The sequence below is a fragment of the Aeromonas sp. QDB17 genome (assembly GCF_027705305.1).
GTDB lineage: Bacteria > Pseudomonadota > Gammaproteobacteria > Enterobacterales > Aeromonadaceae > Aeromonas > Aeromonas caviae.
In genome coordinates this window covers 91,305-111,742 of the sequence record NZ_JAPDBP010000001.1, presented here as the reverse complement: position 1 = coordinate 111,742, position 20,438 = coordinate 91,305, and the positions used below count along the sequence as shown (strand labels likewise).

The window sequence follows — 20,438 nt, the reverse complement described above, 5'->3', positions numbered from 1 at the left end:
CCTCTTGATTTCCGGGGTGAAGCGACCAAGTGTGCTTCGTTAACGCATTGTATGCACTGAATGTGTGGATGACGAGCGCTGATTTCAAGCGCCACCCCACCTGCGTGGTGCCTACTATCCCAGAGCAAAGATGTATTGCGCATGAACAAGGAGGCTCAAGGCGTTGCAGAGGGCGCCTGCTCCTGCTCTTTACCCTGTCTGGCGATCCGCGTCGGCGAGAAGCCGAACTGCTTTCTAAACGCCGTGATGAAATTGGCCACATGGTCATAGCCGGCGTGGGCGGCGGCGCCTTGCAGAGAGAGGCTGCGCGCCTCCAGCCTGGCCCGCGCTTCTTGCAGCTTTCGCTGGCGAAGGTAGCGCTGCAGGCTCATGCCCAGCTCTTTTTTTGCGGCTCGCTGCAAGGTGGAGACGCTCATGCCGAGGGTGGCCGCGATCTCGGTCAGGGTCATCTCGTCCACTTTTTCATCCCTGAGCAGCATCTTGAGGCGCGTCGGTTGCTCGTTCTGGCGCTGGCAACAGGGGGAGGCGGCCTGCTGGAGATTGGTCATCAGGCTCTCCCAGACACTGAGGGCAAAGGCCTTGCGCATCAGCATCTCGGAGGCGTTCTGGCTGCTGGTGAGATTGAGCGCTTCCGCAATCTGTCCAAGCGCCGCGGGCAGGGTCCAGTCGACGCGGCTCAGATGGCGGCTGAAGGTCTGTGCGAAAGCCTTGCGATGCGCCTGTGCCAGATTGTGGGCGAGCCAGGTGTGGTCCAGGGAGAGGACGATGCTGCGGCTGCGCACCTGGGCTTTGGCCGCCCCCTGTACGATGTCGGGCTCGGTATAGAGGATGGCGGTTGCCACTATGGGGTCGGACTCGTGGAAGCGACACCCCTTGAGCCTGTGAGTGGCGCCATAGGTCATCAGGGCCCGGCTCTCGAGGGGAATGGCGATGATCAACTGCGGCGGCAACTCCCGCTCGGTGGCGAAGTCTGCCTTGTGAACGATGTCCTTGTTGTGAAAGCGAAGACCCTCCTGGATCACCAGGTTCTCCACCCTGCCGGTGAAGCGCCCCCGCTGGCGTGCGCTGGTGTCCCTTGCCACTGTGTCAGTCATGTGCAATTTGACCATGTCGAAGAGTGAAATGACCACACCGCAAAACTGCGGCGGAAGATGGAGTGATATATTAGCCCCCGGAAAATCAAATGAAAATGATTATCATCTCTATCTTGGGGTCACTCTTACTATGGTTGTCTTGAAGGATAAAGCGCGAAGCCCGCTGGCTCTGGCCATCTCTGCCGCTCTGGCCGTCACCGTTGCCGCCCCGGCAGGGGCACACACACCGGACATCAAGCCGGACGAAACCCTGGTCGTCTATGGCAATCCACTCTACGGGATGTCGCCGTCGGAGGAGACGGGAGGCTATGGGGTCGACTCGGCCACCGTCGGCACCAAGACGCCGGCGGCCCTCAAAGACATCCCCCAGTCGATCACCGTGTTGACCAACGACTACATCGAGGAGCGCAACTTCGTGGCGGTGGACGATCTGGCCAAGTTCACGCCGGGTCTGCGCACCCTGGTCAACGACAGCGGTCGCTCCTCCATCTTCTCCCGCGGCTATGAATACGACGAGGTGAACCTCAACGGTCTGCCATCGCCCATGCAGAGCAAGTACGGCACCCTGCCGTCGCTGGCGGCGGTGGATCGGGTGGAGATCATGCGCGGCCCCTCCGGCCTCTTCAACAGCACCAGCGAGCTGGGGGGCGTGATCAACATGGTGCTCAAGCGTCCGACCGACGCCTTCAAGGGCTCGGTCACGGCGCGCTATGGCAGCTGGGACAGGCATTACCTGGAGGCGGACATGGGGGGCGCACTCAACGACGAGGGTTCCCTGCGCGGCCGCGTCGTGGTGGCCAACGCCGACATCAAGAACCAGGTGGACTACAACAACAACGACAACGGTACCTACTACGGCACCCTGGAGTTCGATCTCTCGGATCGCACCCGGCTCTCCGTCTACGCCCTGCACCAGACCAAGGACATCCTGCCCACCAACGGCCTGCCGGCGTACAAGGACGGCTCCCTGCTCGACATCGGCCGCAGCACCTACCTGGGGTCGGCTGAAGACTTCTTCGACGCCGACACCACGGATGTGGGGGCCTCGCTGCAACACGCCTTTGCCAACGGCGGGGTGGGTCAGGTCTCGGCCCGCTACATGGATCACGACATGCGGCTGGAGCAGACCTTCACCAACGGCCCCGTGGACGCGGCGGGCAACACCGGGCTGATGTTCAACGGCCAGGGGAACCAGCAGAAGAACATGGCCTTCGATGCCAACTACAGTCAGATGTTCGATCTGCTGGGGCACAAGAGCGAGTTTGTGCTGGGCTCCGATTACAAGCACTACGAGTCGGACATCCAGACCTACACCAACCGCAACCTCGGCAAGATCAATGTGTTCGATTTCGACCCTACCCGGGTCGCCAAGCCGGACTACAGCTACACCAAGAATGATCATGAGGAGCAGTCGGAGCTCGGTCTGTATGGCAAGGTGACCTGGCGTCTGCTGGAGCCGCTGGCGGTGATCACCGGGGCCCGCGTCTCCTGGTACGATCTGGATGCCGTCAGCACGACCCTGAGTTCCGGAGCCCAGAGCGGCGAGTCCAGTGCGTTCAACGGCAAGCTCACCCCCTACGCGGGGGCCGTCTATGACCTGAGCGACGAACACGCCTGGTATGCCAGCTATTCCAAGGTGTTCAAGCCCCAGACCAGCCAGGACGAGAGCGGCAACCTGCTCAAGCCCCGGGAGGGCAGCCAGTGGGAGACCGGCATCAAGTCCTCGCTGCGTGACGGCCTGCTCAACACCCGGGCGACCCTCTTCCTGATGAAGGACGACAACATCGCGGCCCAGGCCTACGACGATCAGGGCATTGCCATCACCAACACCTACTGGGCTACCGGCAAGGTGGAGACGCAAGGGGTGGAGCTGGAGGCGAGCGGCTATCTCAGCCAGAACTGGATGGTGATGGCCGGCTATACCTTCACCGACATCGAGGAGAAGGCCGGGGATCACAACCCGAAATTCGACACCATCCCCCGTCACGCCCTCTCCCTCTGGACCGACTACCACCTGGCCGACTGGGTGCAGGGGCTGCACCTCGGGGCCGGGATGACGGCGGTGAGCGACTACGGCTTCAACCAGAAGGGAGTCGAGACCCATCAGGGGGGCTATGCCCTGTTCGATGCGGCGGTGCGTTACGAGATCAACGACAGGATGCAGGCGACCCTGAACCTCTACAACCTGCTCGACCGGGAGTACTTCTACCGGGTCGGCTCCACCAGCACCTTCAACATGTACGGCGAGCCGGCGAACCTGATGGCAGGCTTCACCTACAAGCTGTAACGACCGACGACAGCAGGGCCTGCGGGCCCTGCTGTCGTCTCTGTGCGCCGCCCTACGGGGGATCCCCAAGGCTGGCGACACAATCCTGGTTCATCCCATGACAAGACTCATCATCCTGCTGCTCACCATGATCACACTCTCTTCTGCCCAGGCAGACATGCTCCACTACGCCCAGCGCTTCACCCACCATTCGGCCCTGCTGGGGGAGACGCGGCAATACAGCGTCTCCCTGCCCCAGGAATATGAACGCGAGCCCGGGGCTCGGTTCCCCGTGCTCTATCTGCTCGACGGGGAGAAGAGTCTGCTGGAGGTTGTCGGCATCACCCGGGCCCTGCGGGCCGGGCTCAATCCGGCTATCCCCCCCCTCATCATCGTCGCGGTGCACAACACCGACCGGATGCGGGATTACACCCCGAGCCACACCATGACCTTGCCCAATCGGGCACCGGCGGGGCCCGGCTATGCCGTGACGGGGGGCGGGCCCCGGTTCCTGCGCTATCTGGGCGAGGAGCTGCGCCCCCTCATCGAGGAGAGGTTTCGGACCCAGGCGCCAGCCCTGCTGGTGGGCCACTCCCTCGGCGGCCTGCTGGCGCTCGATGCCCAGGCGCAAGACGGCGGCCAGTTCCAGGGGGTGATCGCCATCGACGCCAGCCTCTGGTTCGATTACCCCCGCAATTACGAGCGCATCGCGTCGGAGTTGACCGGTCCGCTCAAGCACGCCTCCTCGCTGTTTATGGCGGTGGCCAACAACCCCTTCACCCCGGGATTCGGGCGCTCGGCGTTTCACCGGGATCGCCTGCAGCAGTTTGCGCGGCGGGTAGTGGGGGCATCCGGCCCAAACCTGCACGTCACCAGTCGCTACTTCGAGGAGGAGGATCACCACAGCGTCTACCACCCCGCCGTCTATCAGGGACTCCAGTGGCTGTTTCAGGGCTACCGGATGGATCTGGCGCCCGGGCACTTCAGCCGACAGGGGGTGATCGCCCGCTTTGATGCCCTGAACCGCCACCTCGGCAGCGCACTGCGCCCGGAGCTGGGGAGTCTGCGGGACATCAGGGAGAAGGCCGCGCGCTGGCCGCAGATGGCGATCCCCGTGGACGAGGCCGATGCCCTGCTGGCCCACTACTACGGGTCGAAGCCGTGAAAGCCGATATTTTTGCCTGTGTCTGGAATCGTCACAACGGCGCCGGAGACGGGTGTCGGTCCGGCGCCATCCCTGGGTAGACTGCCGAAACGAGGGGCGCCGGGTCGGTGCCCCGACAGAGGCAGGGAGTGAGCGATGGCGGTTGCAGGAAAGAGGGGAGGCATGCTGGCTCTGTGGTGCGGCGCACTCCTGATGTCGGGGTGCAGTGGGTTTGCGCCTGCGCCCATTCCCGTTACCTATCTGAGTCAGGATCCGCCCCCAGGCAGGCTGCCCCTTGGGGAGACCGCCTATGTGGATGACGGTCGCTGCCCACCCGGGCAGGTCAAGCGGCTCATCGGCGGGGACGCGAAGCACAATGTGCCAAGAAAGGTGGAGTGTGTGGCAAGACCGCAATGATGATGTGATTTTCACAGCCTGAAACATCCAAAAAAGAGCCCTGAGGCAGTCGCCTTGGGGCTCTTTTCGTCTGGCTGGCCTGGTCGGTGTGATGCCGCAGCGGGCTAGAAGGCATCTCCAGGGACCCGCACCCAACCTTCCATCAGGATGCGGGCGGAGCGGGACATCACCGCCTTGGTGACCGTCCACTGTCCCGCTACCTGCTCTGCCTGGGCTCCGACTCTCAGGGTGCCGGAGGGGTGACCAAAACGCACCGCTTCGCGCTCGCCGCCCCCGGCGGCCAGATTGACGAGGGTGCCGGGAATGGCCGCCGCCGTGCCGATGGCCACGGCGCAGGTGCCCATCATGGCGTGGTGCAGCTTGCCCATGGAGAGGGCCCGCACCAGCAGATCGATCTCGCCGGCAATAATCTCCTTGCCGCTGGCGGTGCGGTAATCCTTGGCGGGTGCGACGAAGGCAATTTTCGGGGTGTGCTGGCGAGTGGCTGCCTCTTCGGGGCGTTTGATGAGCCCCATGCGCAGGGCACCGGCAACCCGGATCGCCTCGAAGCGGGCGAGCGCTTGCGGGTCTGTGTTGATCGCCTCGCGCAGCTCGGTGCCCTCATAACCGATGTCCTCGGCGTTGACGAACACCGTGGGAATGCCGGCGCTGATCAGGGTGGCCTTCAAGGTGCCGCTCTTTACAACAGAATCCGGCACCTCCAGCTCGTCTATCAGATTGCCGGTGGGGAAGAGGGCGCCGCCGTCTTCACCCTCGTCGGACGGGTCGAGAAACTCCAGCACGATCTCGGCGGCGGGGAAGGTCACCCCGTCCAGCTCGAAATCGCCTGTCTCCTGCACCTGGCCGTTCGTCACCGGCACGTGGGCGAGGATGGTCTTGCCGATATTGGCCTGCCAGATCCGCACCTCGCAGGTGCCGTTCTCCGGGATGCGGGACGGGTCCACCAACCCGGCGTGGATGGCGAAGGCCCCGGCGCCGGTGGAGAGGTTGCCGCAGTTGCCGCTCCAGTCCACGAATGCCTTGTCGATGGCGACCTGGCCGTAGAGGTAGTCCACATCGTGATCGGGTTGCTGGCTTTTGGAGAGGATCACGCACTTGGCTGTGGAGGAGGTGGCCCCCCCCATGCCGTCCATGTGGGCGCCGTAGGGGTCGGGGCTGCCGATGACCCGCAGGAAGAAGGCATCCCGTGCCGGGCCCGGCTGCTGGCAGCGCTCGGGCAGGTCAGATAAGCGAAAGAAGACCCCCTTGCTGGTGCCGCCGCGAAGGTAGGTGGCCGGGATTTTGACTTGTGGTATGTGGGCCATAGAGAGTGTCCTGAAAAGAGTCATGGATCCTGCTCCCTCTGGGAGAAGGTACCCGAAGGGCGGATGAGGGGGATTTCCCCTCACCCCAACCCTCTCTCAAAGGGAGAGGGTGCCTTATGCCTTCCCCTTTTTCAAAGGGGCGGAGCGGGGTTGCGATTTAGCTTGCGGCCTTTTGCGCGGTCGACGCCAGGAAGTCCTGGGCGAAGCGTTGCAGCACGCCGCCCGCCTCATAGACCGAGACCTCCTCGGCGGTGTCGAGGCGGCAGGTCATGGGCACCTGGATCACTTCCCCGCTGCGACGGCGGATCACCAGGGTGAGATCGGTGCGCGGCTGGCGTGCTCCCACCACGTCATAGGTCTCGGTGCCATCGAGGCCCAGCGTGAGGCGGGTGGTGCCCGGTTTGAACTCCAGCGGCAGCACCCCCATGCCGATGAGGTTGGTGCGGTGAATGCGCTCGAAGCCTTCCGCTGCGATCACTTCCACCCCGGCAAGGCGCACCCCCTTGGCCGCCCAGTCCCGGGACGAGCCCTGACCGTAGTCGGCACCGGCCACGATGATGAGGGGCTGCTTGCGCGCCATGTAGGTCTCGATGGCTTCCCACATCCGCATCACCTTGCCGTCCGGCTCGACGCGGGCGAGGGACCCCTTCTGCACCACGCCGTTCACCACCGCCATCTCGTTGACCAGCTGGGGGTTGGCGAAGGTGGCGCGCTGGGCGGTCAGGTGATCGCCGCGGTGGGTGGCGTAGGAGTTGAAGTCCTCCTCCGGCAGGCCCATCTTCGCCAGGTATTCCCCCGCCGCGCTGCCGGGCAGAATGGCGTTGGAAGGGGAGAGGTGGTCTGTGGTGATGTTGTCCGGCAACAGCGCCAGGGGCCGCATGCCGCGCAGGGTGCGCTCGCCCGCCAGTGCCCCTTCCCAGTAAGGCGGGCGACGGATATAGGTGCTTTGCGGACGCCAGTCGTACAGGGGCGTCACCTTGGGACCCTGATCCTCTTCCTGGGTGAACATGGGGATATAGACCTGGCGGAACTGGGACGGCTTGACCGACGCCTTGACCACGGCGTCGATCTCTTCATCAGACGGCCAGATATCCTTGAGGCGAATTTCCTTGCCGTCCACCACCCCCAGCACATCTTTTTCAATGTCGAAGCGGATGGTGCCGGCGATGGCGTAGGCCACCACCAGGGGGGGGGAGGCGAGAAACGCCTGCTTGGCGTAGGGGTGGATGCGGCCGTCGAAGTTGCGGTTGCCCGAGAGCACCGCCGTGGCGTAGAGGTCCCGCTCGATGATCTCCTGCTGGATGGCGGGATCCAGGGCACCGGACATGCCGTTGCAGGTGGTGCAGGCAAACGCCACGACGCCGAAGCCGAGCTGTGCTAGCTCATCCATCAGCCCCGCCTCTTTCAGGTAAAGCGCGACCGTCTTGGAGCCGGGGGCGAGGGAGGATTTGACCCAGGGCTTGCGCATCAGGCCGAGCCGGTTGGCGTTGCGGGCCAGGAGGCCTGCGGCAATCACGTTGCGCGGGTTGCTGGTGTTGGTGCAACTGGTGATGGCGGCGATGATGACGGCACCATCGGGCAAGAGGCCGTCAGCCTCCTGGGCACGAGCCTTGTCCAGGTCCACCGCGATTCCGCGCTCGGCCAATGCCGATACCGGCAGGCGGCGATGGGGGTTGGAGGGGCCGGCCAGGGTGCGCACCACGCTCGACAAGTCAAAGTGCAGCACCCGCTCGTACTGGGCGCCCGCCAGGGCATCGGCCCAGAGACCGGCCTCCCTGGCATAGGTTTCCACCAGCCTGACCTGCTCGTCGTCACGGCCGGTGAGCTTGAGGTAGTCGAGGGTCTGCTGGTCGATGAAGAACATGGCCGCGGTAGCACCATACTCCGGTGCCATGTTGGAGATGGTGGCCCGATCGCCGAGGGTGAGGGCGGCGGCGCCCTCGCCACGAAACTCCAGGTAGGCGCCGACTACCTTCTGCTGGCGCAGGAATTCGGTGAGCGACAGCACCAGGTCCGTGGCGGTGATGCCGGGTTGCGGCTTGCCGGAGAGCTCCACGCCGACGATCGAAGGCAGCCGCATCCAGGAGGCGCGCCCCAGCATCACGTTCTCCGCTTCCAGCCCGCCCACCCCCACCGCGATGACACCGAGGGCATCCACGTGGGGGGTGTGGCTGTCGGTGCCGACGCAGGTGTCCGGGTAGGCCAGACCGCGATCGGCGTGGATGACCGGCGACATCTTCTCCAGGTTGATCTGGTGCATGATGCCGTTGCCTGGCGGGATCACCTCGATGTTCTTGAACGCCTGCTTGGTCCAGTTGATGAAGTGGAAGCGATCCTCGTTGCGGCGATCCTCGATGGCGCGGTTCTTCTCGAACGCCTGGGGATCGAAGCCGCCGCACTCGACGGCGAGCGAGTGATCGACGATGAGCTGCACCGGCACCACAGGGTTCACCTGGGCGGGATCGCCACCCTGCTCGGCGATGGCATCGCGCAGGCCCGCCAGATCCACCAGGGCGGTCTGCCCCAGGATGTCGTGACACACCACCCGCGCCGGGAACCAGGGAAAGTCGCGATCGCGCTTGTTGTGCACTATCTGGCCGAGGCACTCGCCGAGGATGGTCGGATCGCACCGACGCACCAGGTTCTCGGCGTGGACGCGGGCGGTGTAGGAGAGCCTGTCCCAGGCGCCGGGGGCGATGGCGTTCACCGCCTCCCGGGCGTCGAAGTAGTCGAGCTGTGTGCCGGGCAGGGGCTTGCGATATTGCGTGTTGATCATCACTTGCGCTCCTTGAGCGGCACGAACTGGAGATCCTCCGGGCCGACGTAGTTGGCGCTCGGGCGGATGATCTTGCCGTCGATGCGCTGCTCGATGACGTGGGCCGACCAGCCTGAGGTGCGGGCGATGACGAACAGCGGGGTGAACATGGCGGTGGGCACCCCCATCATGTGGTAGCTGACGGCGCTGAACCAGTCCAGGTTCGGGAACATCTTCTTGACTTCCCACATGGTGGATTCCAGCCGCTCGGCGATATCGAACATCTTGGTGTTGTGCTGCTCCTGGCTGAGGGCGCGCGCCACCTCCTTGATCACCTTGTTGCGGGGATCGGAGACGGTGTAGACCGGGTGGCCGAAGCCGATGACCACCTCTTTCTTCTCGACCCGGGCGCGAATGTCGGCCTCCGCCTCGTCCGGGTTCTCGTAGCGCTTCTGGATCTCGAACGCCACCTCGTTGGCGCCCCCGTGCTTGGGCCCGCGCAGGGCACCGATGGCTCCCGTGATGCAGGAGTACATGTCCGAGCCGGTGCCGGCAATGACGCGGCCGGTGAAGGTGGAGGCGTTGAACTCGTGCTCGGCGTAGAGGATGAGAGAGGTGTGCATGGCGCGCACCCAGGAGTCCCGTGGCTTGTGCCCGTGCAGCAGGTGGAGGAAGTGGCCGCCGATGGAGTCGTCGTCGGTCTCCACATGGATGCGTTTACCGTTGTGACTGAAGTGGTACCAGTAGAGCAACACGGAGCCGAGACAAGCCATCAGCTTGTCGGCGATGTCCCGGGCGCCCGGGTGGTTGTGATCGTCCTTCTCAGGCGACAGGCACCCCAGCACGGAGACGGCGGTGCGCATCACGTCCATGGGGTGGGCGGAGGGAGGCAGCTGCTCCAGGGCGGTCCTGACCCCGGTGGGCAGGCCGCGCAGGGCCTTGAGCTTGGCCTTGTAGGCGGCGAGCTCCGCCACATTGGGCAGATGGCCGTGCACCAGCAGGTGGGCTATCTCTTCAAACTCGCAGCTGGTGGCCACGTCCAGGATGTCGTAGCCACGGTAGTGCAGGTCGTTGCCGGAGAGGCCCACGGTACACAGGGCCGTGTTGCCGGCGGCGGTGCCGGAGAGGGCGACGGATTTCTTCGGCTTGAAGCCGGTGGTTTCGGGCAGGGCGCTCATCACATGTTTCCTCATTCAGTCCGTTGATGCGCCAGCCGCCAGCATAAGGCGGCCGGTCGCCGTCTTATTCCTTGGTCGACAGATCCTGGGTGAACAGCCTGTCCAGGGTCTGCTCGTAGTGGTGGTAACCGAGAAAATCGTAGAGGGACTCCCGGGTCTGCATGGTGTCGACCACGGCGCGCTGGTGGCCGTCACGGCGAAGCGTCTGATAGACATTGAGGGCGGCCTGGTTGGCGGCGCGGGCGGCGCTCAGGGGGTAGAGCACCATGTCGACGCCATGCAAGGCGAGCGCCTCCTTGTCAAACAGCTCCGTCTTGCCGAACTCGGTCATGTTGGCGAGGATCGGCACCCCGGCCGCCTGCTTGAAGCGATCGTACTGATCCAGCTCGGTGACCGCTTCGGCGAAGATCATGTCGGCACCGGCCTCCACATAGGCGGCGGCCCGCTCCAGGGCCGAGCCCAGTCCTTCCACCGCCAGGGCGTCGGTGCGGGCCATGATGACGAAGTGCTCGTCCTGGCGGGCATCCACCGCGGCCTTGATCCTGTCCACCATCTCCGAGACCGTGACCACCGCCTTGTTCGGCCTGTGACCGCAGCGCTTCTGGGCCACCTGATCTTCCATGTGGACGGCGGCCACACCGCCACGCTCGAAGGCGCGGATGGTGCGGGCGATGTTGAAGGCGCCCCCCCAGCCGGTGTCGATGTCCACCAGGAGTGGCACCTGGGTGGCGGCCGTGATGCGTTCGGCATCGATGAGCACGTCATTCATGGAGGTCATGCCGAGATCCGGCAGGCCATAGGAGGCATTCGCCACCCCGGCGCCGGAGAGATAGAGGGCCTGGAAGCCGCTGCGCTCGGCCATCAGCGCCATGTAGGCATTGATGGTGCCGACAATCTGCAGGGGCTTTTCGTTGGCCAGGGCCGTGCGAAAACGCTTGCCGGCCGAGGGGGAGAGGTTGGACATGGTGACTCCTTTCATGGGGTGCGTGTCTGCTGTATGTGTAGGGTGAACGGTATCATCTCACACTACGTTTACGTCAACGTCAATTATGCTTAGGTCCAAGGTCGCATCAAGTGTGCTCTCCCCTGACGGGCCCCTGGTAACGCCAGCACTACAGACTCGCTGGACCCATTTTTTGCTGTAATGCATCGTGCGGGAGAGAGGTGAACCCGGGAAAATGCCGAGTGTTTTTTGGCCAAACCGGGGCTTTTGGGGTCAAAATCTTGCGCGGTGTCAAACAGGATGCAAATTGTGTCTCAGCCATCCTCCCCGACTGGGTCTCTGCGTTGCTTGCCCGTAGGCGTTTGGCTACGCTCATTGGGTGATCAAACAAGGGGTGTGCGCCATGAAGAAAAGCCAGGTTCATCTCATCGACGAAGAGGTGGATTTTCCTGCCAATGAACAGCTGGTCTCCACCACGGACCTGCAAGGTGTGATCACCTACGCCAATGATCACTTCTGCCGGGTAGCGGGGTACAGCCGGGCCGAGCTCATCGGCCAGCACCACAACATGGTTCGCCACCCGGACATGCCCAAGGCCGCCTTTGCTGACCTCTGGGGCAAGCTCAAGCAGGGCAAACCCTGGCGCGGCATGGTGAAAAACCGCTGCAAGGATGGGCGTTACTATTGGGTGGATGCCTATGTCACCCCTATCTTCGAGCAGGGGCGGATCAATGGCTACCAGTCGGTCCGCAGTCGCGCCGCGCCGGAGATGAAAGCCGTGGCCGGGCGCACCTATGCCAGATTGAAGAGCGTGGAGCGGGGGGAGCGAAAGGGCGGATTGAGCCTGCGCCCGATGCGCCACGGGCTGGCCATCGTCGGTGTCTTGCTGATGCTGGCGGGGGGAGCCTATCTGATGGGGCCCTGGGGGCCGCTGTTCACCCTGTTGCCCCTCTTGTGGCTGGCCCTGATCTATCGTGACACCCTCATCACTACCCCCCGTTATCTGCGACAGCTCGCGGACGAATATGACAGCCTGACCCGGCTCATCTATTCGGGGGAGGATGCCAGTGCCATTGCAGACTTCCACATCAAGCTGTTGCAGGCCAGGATCCGCACCGTCCTTGGACGAGTGGACGATGCGACCCTCTCCCTGCAGGATCTCGCGGTGCATCTGAAAACAGCCTCCAGCGAGGCGAGCGCCGACATCGCCGAACAGGATGTCCAGACCCAGCAGGTGGCGACGGCCATCACCGAGATGGCGGCGACAGCCCACGAGATTGCCCGCAATATCCTGGAGACGGACAACCAGATAGCTCAGGCCAAGGCGCACTGCCAACACACCGACCAGCAGTTGGAAGATACCCAGCACAGGGTGACGGAGCTGGCCACCCAGGCAGAGCATGCCTTCACGGCCGCCGTGGCACTGGCGGAGGAGTCGGATCGCATCGGTGTGCTGATGAGCGAGATCCAGGGCATTGCGGATCAGACCAATCTGCTGGCGCTCAACGCCGCCATCGAGGCGGCGCGGGCAGGGGAGCAGGGGCGAGGATTTGCGGTGGTGGCGGACGAGGTACGAACCCTCTCCACGCGCACCCACAAGGCGACCGAGCAGATCCAGAGCAGCATAGGCCAGATCCAGCGTACCTTGAACGGCTGGAAGGGAATGATGCAGCAGAACCTGCAACAGACCCAATCCTGCGTGACCCTGACCCGCCAGGGATCAGAGAGCCTGCATCAGGTGCTGGCGGAAATAGAACGGGTGGTGGACCTCTCGGCCCAGATCTCGACGGCGGCAGAGGAGCAGCAGGCGGTAGTGGAGGACATCAGCCGCAACGTCAACGCCATCTCCCAGCACTCCCACACCAACAGCAACAAGATGCAGGACATGGATGCCTCGAGCGACATCCTGCTCACCAAGGCTCGCCAGCTCAAATCCCTGGGGCAGACCTTCGGGTAAGAGCGGTCAGACTCATGCAATGCAGGAAGGCCACCCCTGGGGTGGCCTTCTTGTTTATTGGTTTCATGGGGGTATCGGCTCTGTGTGCCGGGAGATGAGCCAGTCAGCCGGACTGCTCCGCCAGCGTAATGACGCGGCCACCTTTGTCACAATACATGGCCCTGTCGGCCTGGATGAGCCACTGCTCCGGGCTCCAGTCATGCTGGTAGTGGCTGACGCCGATGCTGATGCCCACCTGCATCGGCTGGTCATTGACCACGAAGGGGGCCTGCATGGCCTGGCGGATCACGGCGGTGACCTCCTCTGCCTGACGGATATCGTAGCTAGGCAGCAGCAGGATGAACTCGTCCCCCGCCAAGCGGGCAAAATAGCACTGGTGGCCGATGGCGTCGTGGATCCGTCGGGCCAGCTGGCAGAGGATGGCATCCCCCTGGCTGTGGCCGAAGTTGTCGTTGATGCGCTTGAAGTCATTGAGATCGCAAAACAGCAGGCAGCCCGGATTGTCGCTTTGCACCTGGTGTTTCAACTGCTCCATCAGGCTCAGGCGATTGGGCAGTCCGGTAAGGGGATCGAGGCGGGCCAGTTGCAGTATCTCCTGCTCTCGCTGTTTGCGCAGGGCCACTTCCTGGTTGAGCCGCTTGTTGCTCATCAGAAGATAGAGGGAGAGCAGCAGGATGAGACCACCAACACCCAAGCTTAGCAGGAACCATGGACGCCAGAAGATCCACTGTTCTGAGGGAACCTGATAGAGGAAACGGGTCAGGGAGACCGGTTTGGCAAGGAGGCCTATCTCCACCAGCTGCTGCATGATGTGAGCGAAGCGATCCGGATTCATATACCCGATCTCCACATAGAGCGGCTGGATCATCTCCTTGCTCATCTGCAACTCGTATTCCATGTGGGCCTGGCTGCGGTTGACGCCATACTCCGTGCGCAGCAGGGCGATGGCTTCCTCGGGGTGGGTGAGGGCATAGCGCCATCCCTTGAGGCTGGCTGCACGAAAACGTGCCACCCGCTCCGGATTGAGCCGCTCCTGTGCCTGGGTGGTGAAGAGAATGTCGCTGTAGAAATCGATGCCGTAGTTGCGAGGGTTGATGACGGACACCGAGATGCCGCGCTCTTCCAGATAGAAGGGCTCATTGCTCAGATAGGCGTTGAAGATGTCTATCCGGCCGGCGATCAGATCGTCGATGTTGACCGAAGTGGGTACCGGGATGAGCTGGCGCTCGTGAAGCCCCTGATAGTAGAGGGTGGCCAGCAGTTCGGCATCCTGATGACCCGGAAACATCATGATCCGTTTGCCACGCATGTCCGCAACGGTGAGAATGCCGCTGTCGCGGCGTGCCAGGAAGATGGAGGGAGAGTGCTGGTAGACGCTGGCCAGCGCCAGCAGCGGCTTGCCCTGGGCGTAGTGGGTCAGCACCTCGGTGTTGCCGACGCCAAAGTCGGCGCGTCCGGCCAGCACCTCCTGAACCGGACTTATTCCCTTGCCACCTGGCCTTATCTCGACATCCAGACCAGCGTCGGCGTAATACCCCTTGGCCTTGGCCATGTGATAGCCCACAAACTGGGGCTGATGCAGCCAGCGCAACTGCAATACCACCTTCTCCGGCAGATCACGTGTCCGTTCACTGGCCTGGAGGGGCGAGAAGCAAGTGATGCCAAGCAACAACAGCCAAAACAGGCATTTTTTCATTCGTGCGATTCTTGTGCTGAGGGTCCATGAAGATGGCCTGCAGGCCTGCATTCAAGTTGTTAACAAATAACATTCTAAAGGGTTATACATGTACCGGATACAATTGCAGCACAAAGATTTCATGGTGATCAACAAGCGTCCGGGCATTGGCATGCACGATGATGCCGGCGAGCCGGGTCTCGTCAATCGGGTCAGAATGGATACCGGTCTTGACCTCTATCCGGTCCATCGACTGGACAAGATGACCTCTGGGCTGGTGCTGCTGGCCCGCACCCCCGAAGCGAATCGCGCCCTCAGCATGGCTTTCGCGGCGCGGGAAGTGAGCAAGCAGTATCTGGCCCTCTCCGATCGCAAACCGAAGAAGAAGCAGGGCTGGGTGAAGGGGGACATGGAGAAAGGGCGAGGCGGCAGCTGGATGCTGAGCCGCACCCAGGATAACCCGGCCATCAGCTGGTTCGACTCCGTTTCGGTGCGCGAGGGGCTGCGTCTTTATCGCATCAAGCCCCGGACCGGCAAGACCCACCAGATCCGGGTGGCCTTGAAGAGCGTGGGAGCCCCCATCCTCGGGGATGAGCGTTACGGCGGCACGGCGGCGGATCGCGGTTATCTGCACGCCTGGCGCCTCGCCTTCACCCTGGCAGGTGAGAGCTTCGATCTCGTCTGTCCGCCCGATGAGGGGGCGCTGTTCCTCCTGCCCGAGTTGCATGCCGCCATCGCAGAGATCACCGAATGAGCGCTGCAACCGCGAGAGTCCCAGCCCGTGGCTGGATCCTGGCCGACTTCGATGACACCCTGGCGCCGGATGACAGCCATGCGGGGTTGCTGCGTTTCATCTTGCGCCGCCGTATCTGGCCGCTGCTGCTGTGGCCACTGATGGCGCTCGGTGCCGTGATCTATCTGCTGCCAGGTCAGCGCAGTCGCGGCATTGCACTCATCTGGTGGGCCATCACCCTCGGGCTATCCCCCCTGGCCTGGCGCGCCCTGGTACGGCAGTACAGCCTGACCCGGCCCGGTCTGTATCGGGAGGCGCGAGCCCTCCTGACGGGGGAGGGGCACCGCTGCTGGGTCATCTCCGCCAGTCCCCGCGCCCTGGTCCGTGCCCAGTTCCATCGTCAACTGCCAAGGCTCCCTCACCGCATCATCGGCTCGCGGATGGGTTACCGTTTCGGCGGCCTGGTGCCGCGCTTCTATTGCCATGGCAGGCACAAGCTGCTGCCCGAGCTCCTGACCCTGGAGGCCGCACTCACCCTGAGTGACAGCTTGCACGATCTGCCCCTGCTGGCGTTGGGGGAGCAGGCCTGGCTCATCAACCCGCAAAGGACTCGATTGCTAAAAGCGAGGGCGGTGCTGCCCCATATCGAACCCCGTTATTGGTCGCTGTAAGGCAAAGCTGACAGCCTTGCGGGACGCTAACGAGCGCAGTGCAAGGTTGAGGCTGTGACGTCACATTTCATTTACATTTTTTGGCGCGGATCCCCGCCAAACTATCTGAACGCCGCCCCTTCTCATTCCCTGCGCTCGCCACTCTAATGAAACAAGTTGTTAACACTGCCGTGCGGGCTGCCTGTCGAGCCCTTGCGGCGTGAACCGTTTCGTTATCAGTTCATCGCAAGGAGCGCATCATGACCACCCCCTCTTCCCGTACTCACACCATCAACCCCCTTGGCACCGACGGGTTTGAGTTCGTCGAGTACACGGCGCCGGATCTCAAGGGCATTGCGGCCCTCAAGGCGCTGTTCGTCTCACTGGGCTTTGCCGAAGTGGCCAAGCACAGGCACAAGCAGTGCTGCCTCTATCGCCAGGGGGACATCAACTTCGTGGTCAATGCCGAGCCCCACTCCCAGGCGGAGGAGTTTGCCCGGGCCCATGGTCCGAGCGTGTGCGGCATGGCGTTTCGGGTGAGCGATGCCGGCCGTGCCCAGCAGTACGCCATCGGCCAGGGGGCCAAGCCGTTTGTGGGCAAAATAGGCCCCATGGAACTCAACATCCCCGCCATCTACGGCATCGGCGAGAGTACCCTCTCCTTTGTCGATCGCTATGGTGAGCGGGGCTCCATCTATGACGTGGACTTTATCTTCTACCCCGACTGGCAGGCCCGCATGGCCGAGGTGGACGCGGGGCTCTATGAGATCGACCACCTGACCCACAACGTCCATCGCGGCAACATGAACCTCTGGTCGAATTTCTACGAGCGGATCGGCAACTTCCGGGAGATCCGCTACTTCGACATCGAGGGCAAGCTGACCGGACTGCACTCGCGCGCCATGACGGCCCCTTGCGGCAAAATTCGCATTCCCATCAACGAGTCGGCGGACGACAAGTCCCAGATAGAGGAGTACCTGCGCCAGTACAAGGGGGAGGGGATCCAGCACATCGCGCTCGCCTCTGCCGACATCTATCGCACCATCCGCACGCTCAGAGGGCGGGGAACCGGCTTCATGCCGACGCCGGACACCTACTACGAGAAGGTGGACAGCCGGGTCGCGGGTCATCAGGAGGATCTGGCGGCGCTGAAAGAGCTGCGCATCCTCATCGACGGCTCGCCGACGAAGGACGGCATCCTGCTGCAGATTTTCACCGATACCGTGATCGGGCCCGTGTTCTTCGAGATCATCCAGCGCAAGGGCAACGAGGGCTTTGGTGAGGGCAACTTCCAGGCACTGTTCGAATCCATCGAGCTGGATCAGATCCGCCGTGGCGTGCTGGACGGATCCACGCAAGGGAAGGTGAACAGTGCCGCGCAGGGCCAGAAAAACGGAGAACCGAGCGATGCGTAACTGGATAAGCTTCCCCCATCGGGAGGGAACCCACTCCCGCCAGGCCCATGCCGATCTGCCGGAGCAGGCCATCTATGAGCGCGAACTGGGGCGCTCGGGCTTCTTCGGTCCGGCCACCCACATGCACCACAAGCATGCTCCAACCGACTGGGTCAACTGGGAAGGGCCGCTTCGGCCACGGGCGTTTGATCTGAACGATCTGCAGGAGGAGGTGAGCTCCCTCTCCCCCTGGGTGATGCCTGATATCCTCAGCAACCCCCACTGCCGCTACCGCATCTGGCGCCTGCATGAGCCCATGCCGTTTCTGGTGCGAAACGCCGATGGTGACGAGCTCCTGTTCATTCACGAGGGGAGCGGCGAGTTCTACTGCGACTACGGGCACCTCATCTTGAGAGATGGCGACTATGTGGTGATCCCCCGTGGCACCATGTGGCGCATCGAGCCCACCGCGCCCCTCTTCATCCTGATGATAGAGGCGACGGAAGACAGTTATCAGCTGCCGGACAAGGGACTGGTGGGCAATCACGCCATCTTCGATCCGGCGGCCCTGGACGTGCCCGCCATCAACGAGCGCTTCCTGGCCCAGCAGGATGAAAACCCCTGGTCGCTGCAGATCAAGCGCCACGATCAGGTCTCGGTCGTCACCTGGCCGTTCAACCCGCTGGATGCACAAGGGTGGCACGGGGACTTGTGCGTGGTGCGCCTCAACTGGCGGGATATCCGCCCGCTGATGAGCCACCGCTACCACCTGCCTCCCTCGGCTCACTCCACCTTCGTGGCGAGCCGGTTCGTGGTCTGCACCTTCGTGCCGCGTCCCATCGAGAGTGACCCAGGCGCCCTGCGGGTGCCCTTCTACCACAGCAACGACGACTTCGACGAAGTGCTCTTCTACCACGCCGGGGACTTCTTCAGCCGGGACAACATCAAGCGGGGCATGGTCACCTTCCACCCTGCCGGCTTCACCCATGGTCCCCATCCCAAGGCCTTTGCGGCGGGGCTGGCCCATGCCAAGACCTTCACCGACGAGGTGGCGGTGATGCTCGACACCCGTGATGCCCTGGCTGTCGGCCCGATCTGCGAAGGGGTCGAACACCCCGGTTATGTCACCAGCTGGCAGCGTCCAGAGACGCTCGGCAAATAAGGAATTCGATATGAAACTGGCAACCCTGAACAATGGCAAGCGCGACGGCGCCCTGGTGGTGGTGAGCCGCGATCTGGCGCGCGCCGTCCACGTGACGACCATTGCCCCGACCCTGCAGTCGGCCCTCGACCAGTGGGGCGAAGTGGCGCCGCAATTGGCGAACGTCTATCAGCGACTCAACGAGGGCGCCTGCCCCGACGCCTTCCCCTTCGATGAGGAGGCGTGCCTCTCCCCGCTGCCTCGCGCCTACCAGTGGATTGACGGCAGTGCCTACGTCAACCACGTGGAGCTGGTGCGCAAGGCCCGCGGCGCCGACATGCCAGAAAGCTTCTGGCACGATCCCCTGATGTATCAGGGAGGCTCTGACAGCTTCCTGCCGCCCCGTGGCCCTATCGTGATGGGCTCCGAGGAGTGGGGCATCGATTTTGAGTCTGAAGTGGCCGTCATCACCGACGACGTGCCCATGGGCACCCGTTCGCAGGGGGCGGCGAGCCACATCAAGCTCTTGATGCTGGTCAACGACGTGAGCCTGCGCAACCTCATTCCCGGGGAGCTTGCCAAGGGCTTTGGCTTCTTCCAGTCCAAGCCCTCCAGCAGCTTCTCGCCGGTGGCCATCACCCCGGACGAGCTGGGGGATGACTGGCGCGATGGCAAGGTCCACCTGCCCCTGGTGACCCACCTCAACGGCGCCCTGTTCGGGCAGCCCGACGCCGGGGTGGACATGACCTTCAACTTTGATGAGCTGATTGCCCATGCCGCCAAGACAAGGCCGCTCGGGGCGGGCTGCATCATCGGCTCGGGCACCGTCTCCAACTACGACAGAAGCCGGGGATCCTCCTGCCTTGCCGAGCGGCGGATGCTGGAAATTATCGAGTCAGGTCAAGCCAGTACACCCTTTCTGCGCTTTGGTGATACAGTGTCCATCGCGATGCAGGATCGCAACGGGATGAGTCTGTTTGGCACCATTTTGCAGCGGGTCACGCAAGCAACGGCCGAGCGGGCGAGCTAGGAGAGCCCGACCCCTGGAGGGGCGGGCGACACGGCAGGTGGCAGACACCTGCCACCACAGGGACACACTATGCTGCAGTTGTTTGGATATTGGCGCTCATCGGCCAGCTTTCGCGTGCGTTTGGTACTGCAACTCAAGGGGCTCGATTATGAGCAGCACCCGGTCAACTTGCGGCAGGGTGAGCAGAAGGAGAAGGCCTACCGCCGGGTCAATCCCCAGGGGCTGGTGCCGTTTCTCGTGGACGATGACGTGCATCTGGGTCAGTCGGTGGCCATCATGGAGTACCTCGACGAGACCTATCCCGCCTACCCCCTGATGCCCTCCGCCCCCATCGAGCGTGCCCGGGTGCGCCAGATCGTCAACATGATCGCCTGTGACACCCACCCCCTCAACAACCTGCGCGTGCTGCACTACCTGGAGCAGGAGCTGGGGCAGAGCAAGATGGCGCGGGATGCCTGGTATCGCCACTGGATAGACGAGACCTTCACCGCGCTGGAGCAGCTTCTCATGACCACCGCCGGCATCTATTGCGTGGGCAACGAGGTCACCCTGGCGGACTGCATGCTGGTGCCCCAGGTCTACAATGCCCGTCGCTTCGACATGACCCTGGATGACTACCCCACCATTGCGCGCATCGTCGCCAACTGCGAGCAGTTGCAGGCCTTTATCAAGGCCGCCCCCGCCAATCAGCCGGATGCCCAGCCCTGAAGCTGTGCAGACCGGGCCAGCGCGTTGGCCCGGTCTGCCGTCTCTTTCC

The 20,438-nt window shown here is 63.3% G+C and carries 16 protein-coding genes; 10 read left to right on the top strand and 6 right to left on the bottom strand.

The features are described from left to right. Positions 1–155 precede the first annotated feature (155 nt). A complete protein-coding gene (locus tag OKC41_RS00475) occupies positions 156–1,094 on the bottom strand; it encodes an AraC family transcriptional regulator (RefSeq protein WP_202395052.1) in 939 nt (312 codons plus the stop codon). Positions 1,095–1,233: 139 nt separating this feature from the next. Here OKC41_RS00475 and OKC41_RS00470 point away from each other — a divergent pair, with 139 nt between their 5' ends. The 3 genes from OKC41_RS00470 (at position 1,234) to OKC41_RS21100 (ending at position 4,921) form a co-directional block, all read left to right on the top strand. After that, the gene (locus OKC41_RS00470) at positions 1,234–3,381 is read left to right on the top strand and encodes a TonB-dependent siderophore receptor (protein WP_201893699.1); all 2,148 of its coding nucleotides are present in this window, start codon (positions 1,234–1,236) and stop codon (positions 3,379–3,381) included. A gap of 97 nt (positions 3,382–3,478) precedes the next feature. Next, entirely contained in the window at positions 3,479–4,525 is a 1,047-nt protein-coding gene (locus OKC41_RS00465; RefSeq protein WP_201893700.1) for an alpha/beta hydrolase, read from the top strand. A 135-nt stretch (positions 4,526–4,660) separates the two neighbouring features. After that, the gene (locus OKC41_RS21100) at positions 4,661–4,921 is read left to right on the top strand and encodes a DUF6719 family protein (protein ID WP_039038793.1); all 261 of its coding nucleotides are present in this window, start codon (positions 4,661–4,663) and stop codon (positions 4,919–4,921) included. Between the two features lie 104 nt (positions 4,922–5,025). Here the strand turns inward: OKC41_RS21100 and prpF are convergent, their stop codons facing one another. The 4 genes from prpF to prpB all read right to left on the bottom strand — a co-directional run bounded on the left by prpF (position 5,026) and on the right by prpB (position 11,122). Next, entirely contained in the window at positions 5,026–6,225 is a 1,200-nt protein-coding gene (gene prpF / locus OKC41_RS00460; protein ID WP_201893701.1) for a 2-methylaconitate cis-trans isomerase PrpF, read from the bottom strand. 157 nt (positions 6,226–6,382) lie between these two features. After that, complete coding sequence (gene acnD, locus OKC41_RS00455; RefSeq protein ID WP_201893702.1) at positions 6,383–9,001, bottom strand: Fe/S-dependent 2-methylisocitrate dehydratase AcnD; 2,619 nt, start codon at positions 8,999–9,001, stop codon at positions 6,383–6,385. After that, positions 9,001–10,158 (bottom strand): 2-methylcitrate synthase, encoded by a 1,158-nt coding sequence (gene prpC / locus OKC41_RS00450; RefSeq protein WP_201872193.1) that lies wholly within the window; start codon positions 10,156–10,158, stop codon positions 9,001–9,003. The genes acnD and prpC overlap by 1 nt, the downstream gene beginning before the upstream one ends. 64 nt (positions 10,159–10,222) lie before the next feature. Further along, the gene (prpB, locus tag OKC41_RS00445) at positions 10,223–11,122 is read right to left on the bottom strand and encodes a methylisocitrate lyase (protein ID WP_160837110.1); all 900 of its coding nucleotides are present in this window, start codon (positions 11,120–11,122) and stop codon (positions 10,223–10,225) included. 382 nt (positions 11,123–11,504) lie between these two features. Here prpB and OKC41_RS00440 point away from each other — a divergent pair, with 382 nt between their 5' ends. After that, the gene (locus OKC41_RS00440; protein WP_042882811.1) at positions 11,505–13,058 is read left to right on the top strand and encodes a PAS domain-containing methyl-accepting chemotaxis protein; all 1,554 of its coding nucleotides are present in this window, start codon (positions 11,505–11,507) and stop codon (positions 13,056–13,058) included. Between the two features lie 103 nt (positions 13,059–13,161). Here the strand turns inward: OKC41_RS00440 and OKC41_RS00435 are convergent, their stop codons facing one another. Further along, positions 13,162–14,754 carry a GGDEF domain-containing protein gene (locus tag OKC41_RS00435; RefSeq protein ID WP_201893703.1) on the bottom strand — a complete coding sequence of 531 codons (1,593 nt, stop codon included), beginning with the start codon at positions 14,752–14,754 and terminating at the stop codon, positions 13,162–13,164. 88 nt (positions 14,755–14,842) lie between these two features. Between OKC41_RS00435 and OKC41_RS00430 the strand changes: the two genes are divergently transcribed. From OKC41_RS00430 to maiA, 6 genes are all read left to right on the top strand, one after another. Then, on the top strand, positions 14,843–15,487 hold the full coding sequence (locus OKC41_RS00430; RefSeq protein ID WP_102948537.1) for a TIGR01621 family pseudouridine synthase: 645 nt from the start codon (positions 14,843–14,845) through the stop codon (positions 15,485–15,487). Next, complete coding sequence (locus OKC41_RS00425; RefSeq protein ID WP_201893705.1) at positions 15,484–16,137, top strand: haloacid dehalogenase-like hydrolase; 654 nt, start codon at positions 15,484–15,486, stop codon at positions 16,135–16,137. Before OKC41_RS00430 ends, OKC41_RS00425 begins: the two co-directional genes overlap by 4 nt. Before the next feature lie 239 nt (positions 16,138–16,376). Further along, the gene (gene hppD, locus OKC41_RS00420) at positions 16,377–17,531 is read left to right on the top strand and encodes a 4-hydroxyphenylpyruvate dioxygenase (RefSeq protein WP_201893707.1); all 1,155 of its coding nucleotides are present in this window, start codon (positions 16,377–16,379) and stop codon (positions 17,529–17,531) included. Then, on the top strand, positions 17,524–18,672 hold the full coding sequence (locus tag OKC41_RS00415; protein WP_104454326.1) for a homogentisate 1,2-dioxygenase: 1,149 nt from the start codon (positions 17,524–17,526) through the stop codon (positions 18,670–18,672). The genes hppD and OKC41_RS00415 overlap by 8 nt, the downstream gene beginning before the upstream one ends. A 10-nt stretch (positions 18,673–18,682) precedes the next feature. Further along, positions 18,683–19,681 (top strand): fumarylacetoacetate hydrolase family protein, encoded by a 999-nt coding sequence (locus OKC41_RS00410; RefSeq protein ID WP_201893709.1) that lies wholly within the window; start codon positions 18,683–18,685, stop codon positions 19,679–19,681. Positions 19,682–19,750: 69 nt separating this feature from the next. Beyond that, positions 19,751–20,389: a maleylacetoacetate isomerase gene (maiA, locus tag OKC41_RS00405; RefSeq protein WP_010675120.1), complete on the top strand. Its 639-nt coding sequence runs from the start codon at positions 19,751–19,753 to the stop codon at positions 20,387–20,389. The last annotated feature ends 49 nt before the right edge of the window (positions 20,390–20,438 follow it).